The 10,953-nt window shown below is 45.7% G+C and carries 7 protein-coding genes; 6 read left to right on the plus strand and 1 reads right to left on the minus strand.

Features of this window, described 5'->3' with window-relative positions:
• The 5 genes from B4033_RS12010 to B4033_RS12030 all read left to right on the plus strand — a co-directional run.
• On the plus strand, positions 1–1,380 hold a 1,380-nt coding region (locus B4033_RS12010; RefSeq protein ID WP_286834269.1), incomplete at its 5' end, for an HD domain-containing protein.
• Between the two features lie 30 nt (positions 1,381–1,410).
• On the plus strand, positions 1,411–2,235 hold the full coding sequence (locus B4033_RS12015) for an acetyl-CoA carboxylase carboxyltransferase subunit alpha (RefSeq protein ID WP_004812992.1): 825 nt from the start codon (positions 1,411–1,413) through the stop codon (positions 2,233–2,235).
• Positions 2,172–3,545: a tRNA lysidine(34) synthetase TilS gene (gene tilS, locus B4033_RS12020; protein ID WP_286834273.1), complete on the plus strand. Its 1,374-nt coding sequence runs from the start codon at positions 2,172–2,174 to the stop codon at positions 3,543–3,545. The genes B4033_RS12015 and tilS overlap by 64 nt, the downstream gene beginning before the upstream one ends.
• A 2-nt stretch (positions 3,546–3,547) precedes the next feature.
• Positions 3,548–4,378, plus strand: coding sequence for a pyrroline-5-carboxylate reductase (gene proC / locus B4033_RS12025; RefSeq protein WP_286834276.1), 831 nt, complete (start codon positions 3,548–3,550; stop codon positions 4,376–4,378).
• Positions 4,379–4,411: 33 nt separating this feature from the next.
• Positions 4,412–4,981, plus strand: coding sequence for a YggT family protein (locus tag B4033_RS12030; RefSeq protein WP_004812988.1), 570 nt, complete (start codon positions 4,412–4,414; stop codon positions 4,979–4,981).
• A 285-nt stretch (positions 4,982–5,266) separates the two neighbouring features.
• Here the strand turns inward: B4033_RS12030 and polA are convergent, their stop codons facing one another.
• Positions 5,267–8,023: a DNA polymerase I gene (gene polA, locus B4033_RS12035; protein WP_286834280.1), complete on the minus strand. Its 2,757-nt coding sequence runs from the start codon at positions 8,021–8,023 to the stop codon at positions 5,267–5,269.
• A 161-nt stretch (positions 8,024–8,184) separates the two neighbouring features.
• Between polA and B4033_RS12040 the strand changes: the two genes are divergently transcribed.
• On the plus strand, positions 8,185–10,887 hold the full coding sequence (locus B4033_RS12040; protein ID WP_286834283.1) for a DUF2339 domain-containing protein: 2,703 nt from the start codon (positions 8,185–8,187) through the stop codon (positions 10,885–10,887).
• Positions 10,888–10,953 lie beyond the last annotated feature (66 nt).

Below are 10,953 nucleotides of genomic sequence, written 5' to 3' on the forward strand. Positions count from 1 at the left end.
GGTCTGGACGAAAATAAGAATTTGACTGAAGCTGCGCAGCAACGTGGTCTAGCCTGTCTGGCGCGTTTTGTGGGGCGGTTGGGTTCGGTTCAGCCCAACCGTTTACGTATCGTGGCAACCAATGCCTTGCGTCAGGCAAAAAATGGCCATGAATTTATTCAAAAGGCAGCAGAAATTTTACCGAAACCCATCGAAATTATTGCCGGTCGAGAAGAAGCCCGTCTGATTTATCTGGGGGTGTCGCATACCATGGCCAATAGTGGCCGTCGTCTGGTGGTAGACATCGGTGGGGGCTCGACCGAGCTGATTATTGGTGAGGAATTTGAACCGATTCATACCGAATCCGTGCAGATGGGTTGTGTTGCCTTTACCAAAGCTTATTTTGACGATGGCGATATTAATCAAAAGGCCTTTGATAAAGCTGTCACGGCGGCACGTAAAGAAATTTCCGGTATTGCCAATACCTATAAAGCAGCAGGTTGGGATGCTGTGGTCGGTTCGAGTGGCACCATCAAAGCCTGCCGCCAGATCTGCGTCAATATGGGCTGGAGTAACGAGCGCGAGGAGTTGACGCGTGAAGGCCTGGAAAAAATCAAAGATAAATTGCTCAAATATAAACATGTCACGGACATGGAGTTTGAAGGCCTTAAAGAAGACCGCCGTGCGGTGTTGCCAGCAGGAATTGCCATTCTGTATGCCGTCTTTGATGTTCTGAATATTGATTATCTGACCTATTCTGACGGAGCATTACGTGAAGGCGTAATGTATGACCTGCTCGGGCGCTTCCAACACGAGGATATTCGTGACCGTTCTGTGCATGCCTTGATGGGGCGTTATAATGCCGATACCAAACAGGCAGAACGTGTAGTAAAAACCGCACAAAAACTGTTTGATGATGTAAAGCAACCTTTAGCTTTAAATAGCGAAGACAGTGATCTGTTACGTCGTGCAGCTTATCTGCATGAAATTGGTCTGGCGATCAGTCATAGTGGTTATCATCGTCATGGGGCTTATTTGTTACAGCACTCGGACATTGCCGGTTTCTCGCAAGTTGACCAGAATCATCTGTCACATTTGGTCGCACATCATCGTCGCAAATTGCGCGCTGATGCCAGGATAGATGTCAATAAAGTCGGTGGTTCTCGACTTTTGTACCTGTGTTTACTGCTTCGTCTGGCGGTTTTGGTCAATCACAGTCGTAGCGATGAGATGCTTCCTGCCATTGAACTGAAGGTGAAGAATGCGCAACAATGGCAACTCAGCGTAGCCGGTGATGCCCGACAATGGCCTTTACTGGTGGCTGAACTGCATGATGAACAGGTGCAGTTTAGGAATTGGGAAATTGATCTCGCAATTCAGTCTGAACAATTTGTTGATTAACACCTTTATAGGGATGAAAACGGTTAACCTATGAAAAATAAAGCGACTCCATCAAAAGCATGGAAGACCGTGCAAATTGCACGTCATCCTGAACGTCCACAATTCCTGGACTACGTGGGTGAAATATTCACTGAATTTGATGCTTTACATGGTGACCGTCTCTATGGTGATGATGGTGCAATGATTGGTGGTCTGGCGCGTTTTGACGGTCAGCCTGTGATGATTGTTGGCCAGCACCGTGGCCGTAGTACCCGTGAAAAATTACAGCATAATTTCGGGATGGCGAATCCTGAAGGTTACCGTAAGGCACAACGCCTGCTCGATATGGCAGAGCGTTTTAATCTGCCTGTATTTACCTTTATTGACACGATGGGCGCTTATCCAGGTGTAGGCGCAGAAGAGCGTGGTCAGGCTGAAGCGATTGCTACAAGTCTGGCACAGTTGTCTAACCTGAAAGTACCGGTGATTGCGACTGTACTGGGTGAAGGTGGTTCTGGTGGTGCACTGGGGATTGGGGTGGCAGACCGTGTGGTGATGCTATCTCATAGTATCTATTCTGTGATTTCACCAGAAGGCTGTGCATCGATCCTGTGGAAAACTGCGGACAAAGCTGAACAAGCCAGTGAAGCATTGGCACTGACTGCAGAAAAACTGCAGCATATGGGTATTGTGGAATATGTAGTAGATGAAGGTGAAGGCGCTCATTTAAATCCTGATCAGGTAATGCAAGACCTGAAAGCAGTACTGAAAGAAGCGCTGAATGAACTGCAACCGATGGAAGCCGAGGCACGATGCGAAGCACGTTACCAGCGTTTAATGAAGTTTGGCAGCGACAATTTAGGTCTGGTTTCTTAAAACAGCTGCAGGACTTTCCTGCAGAGACAAAATTTCTCATCGGATGCAGTGGCGGCGTGGATTCCATGCTGTTACTGCATCTGATGTTTTTTTTGTGCCCGGAAAAAATCCGTGCGATTTATGTCGATCATCAGCTGCAAAGTGGTAGCGCTGAATGGGGTAGATTTGTTCAGCATGAATGCCAAAAGCTGAGTATTCCCTGTATTGTCCAGCCAGTTAAGGTGGCACAGGGTAATCTGGAAAATCAGGCCCGGGAAGCACGTTATCAGGCCTATCTGAAGCATCTACAGTCCAATGAAATTCTAGTTCTTGCGCATCATCAGCAGGATCAGGCAGAAACACTGATGCTGCGTTTGCTATCTGGGGCAGGAGTCGATGGTCTGTCTGCCATGAAGCGGGTAGATATACGAGAAGATTTAACCATCTGGCGTCCACTTTTGGATATTTCCCGTGAGCAGATTTGCCAATGGGCCGCTGACCTGAATATTCAGAATATTGAAGATCCGAGTAATCAGAATAACGATTATGATCGTGCCTGGGCACGTCAGATTTTGTGGCCGCTATTAAGTGAGCGCTTTCCAAAAATGCAGGCAGCTTTAGCCCGGACCACGGATCTGATGCAGGATGCCCAGGAAATCTTGCAAGATGTATTGCGACAGGATACAGCTGTTTGTATTCAAGATAATATTTTAGACTTATCTAAATTTTCTGAACTGTCTTTAGCACGCCAGCGCCAGCTGCTATCTAATTGGATGAAAGGAGAAGGACAGTATCGGCCTGCACTGGATATGGTACAGCGCTTGCAATGTGAAGTCATTCATGCCCGTGCAGATGCTCAGGCGGCATTGCATTGGCAAGGTTTTTATTATGTGCGTTATCAGCAGCTGGTCTATAAGCTCAGTAAAGAAATTTATCTGGCAGGTCAACAGCCATTTTCTGGCGAACAGCAGATGATTTTCAGACTTCAGGATCGTATTGATTTGCCTTCAGGACAGTTTCAGGTTCAGCCTGCGGCAATCGGTTTATCATTGGATTTATTGAATCAGCACTTGAAACTGACACAGCGCCAAGGTGGCGAAAAGATTCATTTATATGGACGTGTCGGTTCCTGGCCACTGAAAAAAGCCATTCAGGATGCGCAAATATTTCCATGGATGCGGCATACAATTCAAATATTAAGCATAGATGATGTTATGCTAGGCGTGTTTACGCCCAAAGGATTTTGGTTGGCTGAATCTGCCTATTGTGAGGTGGAGGGGTGGCAGCCAGTTTTAGTCTCTTCAATTTCAGAACACAAAGACGAGCATTAAAAATGAGTGCAGCTTTAAATTGTAATATCAGTTTCATTGGTGGTGGTAACATGGCTCAAGCCTTAATTGGTGGCTTGATTGCACGTGGTTTGCCGGCAACCCGTATTACAGTTTCTGATCCAGTCGAAAAAGTACGTTTACTGCTTGCTGAAAAAGAAGTGAATGTTACTGATGATAATATTGCTGCAATCAAACATGCCGATATTGTGCTATTTGCGGTGAAGCCGCAGGTGCTAGCGGATGTGCTTAAACCGCTCCACGGTTTGTTGGGCGGTAAATTGATTATTTCTATTGTAGCAGGTGCTGAAATTGCGACTTTGTCTAGCTTACTTGGTACCGATCGTATTGTTCGTGTGATGCCAAATACACCAGCATTAGTACAGACTGGCGCGCATGGTTTATTCGCCAATGCAGACATGAGTACAGCAGAACGTGAGCTGGCGAGTCAGGTTTTAGCTTCAACCGGTCTGACAATTTGGGTAAACTCTGAAGCGCAAATTGATGCTGTAACGGCGGTTTCTGGCTCAGGTCCGGCTTATTTCTTCTATATGATGGAAAGCATGATCCGCGCAGGTGTGAATCTGGGGCTAGATGAGAAAGTGGCGACTGCATTGACCTTGCAAACTGCATTAGGTGCAGCGCAAATGGCAATTACCAGTGCAAATACACCAGCTGAATTACGTAAAAATGTGACTTCACCGAATGGTACGACTCAGGCTGCACTTGAAGTCTTTGATCAGGCCCAGATTTCTCAAAACATTCAGGCAGCTCTGGCTGCTGCTGCAAAACGCAGTCAGGAGCTCGCTCAAGAGCTTAGCGACAGTAGTAAGTAAATTTTCAAATTTAATATTTAGGAACCTTCAGGTATGGGTGCAAATTCTGCGCTAATTTTTGGCATTATCATTAACGTCGCAATTTTGCTCGTATTTTTCCGCTTCTTAATGCAGCTGGCTTCGGTAACTCCTTATAATCCGGTGGTACTTTCGACTGTAAAGGCCACCAAGATTGTAGATGTATTTAGTCGTATTCTGCCAACCTTGGCAAAGGGGCGGGTAAATACTGCCGCGCTGGCATTATTGGTGGTGCTATATTTGCTGAAAATTTTTGGCATGATGTATCTGTCTGGTGGTATGCCAAATGGTCCAATTCATCTGTTAATACTGACTTTTGTGACCATGATTCAGGACCTGATCCGTTTCTGTCGTTATCTGATTTTCGCGACCATCATCTTGAGCTGGGTGGTGATGTTTACTCAATCCCGTTCACCTTATATTGAAGTGGTTCAGGAGCTGGCAGAGCCATTATTGGCACCCTTCCGTCGTATTATGCCGAATATCGGGATGATTGACCTGTCTCCAATTCTGGCGATTCTAGCACTGATGGTGGTTGATCTGATCATGCGTGAAGTGGCCATGGTGTTGTTAACTGGTTTCTAAGATTTAAGAATATAAAAAAGGACGCCTAAGCGTCCTTTTTTTATTTGTTATGAATTTCAAAAGAGGTTTTACCTCTTCCTGCCTCTCCTGAGAGGAGAAGCAACTTCCTGGAAATTTTATCTCTGAGAAGTAATAGTATTCTTTACCTTAAAAAGAGAAGAAGACATTGGTAAGACTATTCATGGTAATTAATTAGGCGTAACTCCCTCTCCCTTTAGGAGAGGGCTGGGGTGAGGGCTAATATAAATCTCCTGAAACCCCTCTGAAAGAGGGGTTCAAAGCACTTTAGTGCGCTTCATCCCAATTCTTGCCTTTGCCTACCTCTACCAGTAAAGGCACAGAGATCTGCACTACAGACTGCATTACTTCAGCCAGCTTAGGTGCCAGTTCGTCAGCAATCGCTTCATCAACTTCAAATACCAATTCATCGTGGACTTGCAGCAGCATTTTGGCCTGGTCTTTTGGCAACATCTTGTCGACTTCAATCATCGCCATCTTGATGATATCGGCAGCTGAACCTTGCAGTGGGGCATTGATTGCAGCACGTTCAGCAGCTTTACGTATCATCATATTGCGCGCATCAATATCCGGGGTATACAAACGGCGGCCAAGAATGGTTTCCACAAAGCCCTGTTCCAGCGCAACCTGACGGGTACGCTGCATATATTCATAAATACCCGGATAGCGGTGGAAATATTGCTTGATGTATTCCTGTGATTCCTGGCGGGTGAAACCAAGCTGACGAGTCAAGCCAAACTCGGACATCCCGTAAAGCAGACCGAAGTTTACTGCTTTGGCTTGGCGACGTTGATCATTGGTCACATCTTCCAGGGCAATACCGAGGACTTCTGCCGCGGTACGACGATGGACGTCCTGACCGTGAATAAAAGCATCCACCAGTGCATCATCCTGAGATAAATGTGCCATCAGACGTAATTCAATTTGGGAATAATCGGCTGCAAGTAAAATACGACCTTCTGGTGCGACAAAGGCTTTACGGATCTGACGGCCAATTTCTTCACGAATTGGAATATTCTGCAGGTTTGGGTCGGTTGAGGATAAACGACCGGTTGCAGTCAGTGCCTGATGATAGCTGGTATGTACACGATGAGTATCATTATTGGCCTGTTTACAGAGTCCATCAGTATAAGTACTTTTCAGCTTGGACAGTCCACGGTAGTTCAGGATCAACTCGGCAATTGGATGCTCAAGCTTTTCCAGAATGCTTTCGCTGGTGCTGTACTGACCTGTTGTGGTTTTCTTGCCACCTTTTAGACCCAGCTTATCAAACAGGATTTCACCAACCTGTTTCGGTGAGCTGACATTAAAGGATTCACCCGCCATTTCTTCAATCTGCTGTTCCAGATTTTTCATGGTTTCAGCAAAGTCACAGCCCAACTGATCCAGGAAAGCCAGATCCAGCTGAATGCCATTTTCTTCCATGCTGGTCAATACACGTGCGACCGGCATTTCAATATTTAGCAGGATGTTGAGCAGTTCAGGATGCACTTTCAGTTTTTCATGCAGCACTTCATACAGACGATAAGTGACATGGGCGTCTTCTGCGGCATAGTGTGCTGCAGTTTCGATCTCAATCTGGTTAAAGGTTTTCTGTTTCGCACCTTTACCGGCAATCTGTTCAAAGGTTGTGGTCAGGTGGCTTAAATAAAGACGTGCTACGTCATCCATACCGTGACGGGTTGCCACTGAGTTCAGCACATAAGACGCCAGCATGGTATCGAAGTACCAGCCTGCCAGCTGGATTCCATGATTTTCTAGGACATGTGCATCATATTTCAGGTGATGACCAATTTTCTGAATATTGTCGTCTTCCAGAATGGGTTTGATTTGCGCAAGGATGATTTCACGATTTAACTGTTCAGGCGCATTCTCATAGTCATGTGCCAGCGGTACGTAATAGGCATCCTCTGCATCAAAAGCCACTGAGAAGCCCACAATTTGAGCAATACGATAATCCAGACTAGTCGTTTCAGTATCAAAAGCAAAACGTTTGGCAGTATTTAAACGATTAACTAAAGCATCCCAATCTGCCTGATTCAGCACGGTGTGATAAGTCGCCTGTCCCAGTTGATCATCACTGCTGGTCAATGACGCATGATCTTCTTCTATTGGCGCTACAGGTTTGGTTGTAATCGACTGAGCTGCCTGCTTGTAATTGCTATTGTTTGGATTGTTTGGATGATCCAGAGATTGCAGTTGGTTACGGAATTCAAGCTCGGTATAGAGTTCACGTAATTTGGCAACATTTGGCTCAGCAAGTTTTAAATCGTCATAACCAAAGCTTAAATCCAAATCGATCACAATACTGGCCAGCTGATGATCCAGCGTAATGCCTTCCACATTGTCTTTGATATTTTGTCCGACTTTGCCTTTGATCTTGTCGACATTTTCCAGAATGCCGCCAATTGAGCCATATTCATTCAGTAATTTGGCTGCGGTTTTGGCACCGACGCCAGGTACACCCATAATGCCATCTGAGGCATCGCCCATAAGGGTCAGGTAATCGATGATCTGATTTGGCCAGACCCCAAACTTTTCAAATACACCATTTACATCAAGTGGCTTTTCTTTAAAGCTGTCTTCTAGGGTTACTTTTTCTGTCACCAGCTGGGCCATATCTTTATCACCCGTAGAGATCAGTACCTGATGTCCCATGGCTTCAGCACGTTTTGCCAGTGTTCCGATAATATCATCGGCTTCTGCGCCTGGCAGGGCGTGTAGTGGAATTCCTAAGGCTTTGATCAATGCATGCAGGTAGGGGATTTGCTCGGCAAGCTCGCTCGGCATGCTTGGGCGGTCACCCTTGTAGATGGGTGACAGTTCATGACGAAAAGTGGGTTCAGGGGTATCGAAAATCACCGCCATATGTGTAGGCTGGACACGGCGCATCAGTTTTTGAATGGCAGAAATTGCACCACGAATTGCATTGGTGTGTAAACCGGTTGACGTGGTTAACGGTGGCAGCGCGTGAAAGGCACGAAATAAAAAGTAAGAGCCATCGACCAAGACAAATGGTGGCATGTATTCAATTCCTTATTCAAATAATAGCGCTATTGTACGTGATTTTTAGCGTGCCCGCTGAGCAAGTCTGTGGCAACAGCTTAGCGAATAATGACCGAAGATGAAATAACCGGCAGCGGCATGTTGTATGATGGAGTGGTATGGGACTGGAAAATATAAGAATGACAACAGGGCAAAATGAATTACGCATGATGTGGCTGATCAGCCTGGTGATTGTAGGCTTGAGTGCCTGGTATCTGGATTACGAGATTGTCAGCTATTTATGTGGGCTCGGTTTTCTGATGAGTGTAATGCAGTATGTCAATGCAGTGCAGCAGCCACTTGAAGAGATCACTGCTGAACATCAGTTGTCTATTTCTGGTTATTCCAAAGTTCCATTATATATTTCTTCCCTGATTGCCATTGTGGGAGGTGTCATCGACCTGAAATGGTTGATGGGGCTAGGCGTCACGGCCTGGATTTTCTTCCTGTTTCGATGGTTGCAACGAATAGAGCTGTCATTGCGACAGTTGCAGCATCGTATTCACTCGGCGCCAAGTCAGGACACTCTAAATTCTCAGCCAGTTCCACTGCAAGCCTTTCAGCAGCCGGCTCAAGGTGATCATGCTTCACCGGGTTTAATCGATCAGATCCAGCGCTGGATTTTTCAAGGCAATCCGGTGCTTAAAGCTGCAATCGGGATTCTGGTTGTCGGAATTATCCTGTTACTACGTTTTGCAACGGAGCATTGGCAAATCAGTCTGGCAATGAAATTGGGGCTGATTGCTTTGGCAAGTATGGCTGTTGCTGGGCTGGGCTATTGGTTGATCGAGAAAAACCGCAGTTTTGCGCTGGCACTTGAGGGTCTGGGATTAAGTGCGCTGTTTCTGACCTTATTCTTTGCCTATTACAATCTGGTCATTCCTGGTCTGTTGATGGCATCAGTGCTATTTGTGCTGATTATGGCCATGACGCTATATCTCAGTTTTAAGCAGAATAGTTTTGAATTGACGGTGATGGCGCTGTTAATTGCCTATATTGCACCATTTACTTTGCCTGTACGGGATGCCACAGCTGTAGAGCTGATTGCTTATTATCTGGTCATTAATATCGGAGTGGCAACGCTGACCAGCTTAAAACCCTGGAAGACGCTGAATCAGATTGCCTTTCTGGTCACTGCGATTGTTGGGGGAATCTATACGCTGATTCATGGCTACACTTCTGAACGCTATAGCATGACTGGCCTGATTCTGGCACATAGTGCCGTGTTTATCTGGCTGGGATTTCGTTTTAGTCAGTTACTCGCTAAAGATGACCTGAGCAGGTTCCAGCTCAAGCCGATTCTGGACATTGCCCTGATTTTTGCCGCGCCAATTACAGCCTATATTTTCCTGTATCTGATTCATTTTAATGAACGTACATGGCAGGCAGGACTGAGCCTGATTTACGCCGCAGTATTCGCAGTTTGCTGGTTAGGATCGCGGCGTAGTCATACCTTGAATATCATTGCCAATAGCTATCTCAGTCTGATGCTGATTTTTATTGCCCTGATTCCACCAATTTTGCTGGAAAGTGAATGGAGCGTAGTGGGTTGGGCCGTAGAAGGCATCTTAATTTATTTCTGGGCTTTGGAAAAGAATCTCAAAGTTGGGCAATATTTGAGTATGGGCTTGCTGATTATGGCTGGGCTGAGCAGTCTGTATTATCTGGTTGAGCTGAATCCAACACCGCGACACATTTTCTGGATACTGAGTGGTTGTTATCTGGCGGTGCTCCTGATTAGCCAGTTCAAAAAGCGTTATATCCAACAACTAGATGGGCTGAGTACTGGCTTCCTGAGCTTACTCAGTTTCTCAGCTAGCCTGATGCTATTTGCCTTATTGGAAGACGAGTTCAGTTCACCAGATGCCCATATTTATAGTCTGGCTACGGTTGCACTGATTTTTGCTGTTCTCAATGAGATTATCTTCAGAAAAAATCAGGACTGGAGCTGGCTGGTGCCAAAATGGTGTGGCTTAACGCCATTGGTTTTTGCTGGTGTGGTTCTGGCAATTGATCAAAGTGAAAATAGTATACTGATTTGGGAGAGTCAATTTGCCCGGATTATCTTCGGGTTATCCACCTTATTGTTAGCCTGGCAATGGCTGCGACCAGCCTCAGGCTTGTTGCTTTCAAAAGAATGGATGAGTTTGGGAGCTCTAGTGAGTCTGACTCTGGCAAGCCTATGTCTGATTCCAAGTATGCCCTATATCAGTATGGTGATTTTGCCATTAGGTCTGTGTTTCTGGTCTTATAAACAATCTGCTGATTCTGCTTGGCCGATGTTGTGGCAAAGCAACAGTACCTTGATTCTGATGGCAGCCTGGTTGTTGTGTTCACAGCTGCTCAGTCAGCAGGCCTTTGAGTTCTATTTGCTTCCTGTTTTAAATCCTTTTGATCTGGTGAGTATTGCCATGTTGATCAGCTTTATCTGGATGTTGCTGCAACAGATTAGGGCAGGGCGAGATAAAGGAATGATGGCAGTACTCATGGTACTGAGTTTACTTTGGCTATCCAGCTATATTGTATTGCGTGCCTTGCATATGTATTTAGGAACGCCGTTGAACAGTTTGGAAGTGTGGAGTAATGCCACAGTCCAGTTGAGCTTGACCATTTTATGGGTGCTATTGGCTTTTGCAACGATGTGGATTGCGGCATTGAAAGCCCTGAAACCGATGTGGATTCTGGGTGGTAGTATTCTGGTGATTGTAACCTTAAAACTGGTGCTGTTTGATCTGTCTCATATCGGGACCTTAACTCGAGTATTGTCCTTCTTGCTGGCAGGTGGAGTGATGTTGTTGATTGCTTATATTGCACCAATGCCGGATGGGGAGAAGAGGGTTTGAATCTAAATTAACTACATTTGAGCGTTAATTTAATCTCCCAAACCCTGCAAGCTTTAAGCAATGTGC

The organism is Acinetobacter sp. UBA3132, assembly GCF_002364825.1.
GTDB lineage: Bacteria > Pseudomonadota > Gammaproteobacteria > Pseudomonadales > Moraxellaceae > Acinetobacter > Acinetobacter schindleri.